This is a genomic window from Brachyspira catarrhinii (genome assembly GCF_005518285.1).
GTDB classification, from domain to species: domain Bacteria; phylum Spirochaetota; class Brachyspiria; order Brachyspirales; family Brachyspiraceae; genus Brachyspira; species Brachyspira catarrhinii.
Genome location: NZ_SJDU01000946.1, coordinates 1 through 232 on the forward strand (window position 1 = coordinate 1; position 232 = coordinate 232).

Here is a 232-nt window from a genome sequence, read left to right on the forward strand (position 1 = left end):
ATAACTAATGAATTAGAACTTACAACTGAACAGGTAGAAATATTAAAAGAGAAGTTCGGCGAACTTTGGAAAACACCTACTCAAAGTTTTTCAGATTATTTTAGTGCGAATTGGCTTCAAATGCTTAATGACACTATAGGATATACAAATGATTTTTATTCTGCTATACAGGAAATGCAAATACAGGCTATAGAGTTTGAAATAGAAAAAAATGAGGAAAGAAAAGAGGCAG

At 31.0% G+C, this 232-nt stretch carries 1 protein-coding gene; it reads left to right on the top strand.

All coding sequences use genetic code 11. The annotated features are described in order from the left end of the window. The coding region (locus EZH24_RS13860; protein ID WP_137999519.1) for a hypothetical protein at positions 1-232 on the top strand (232 nt) is incomplete at both ends.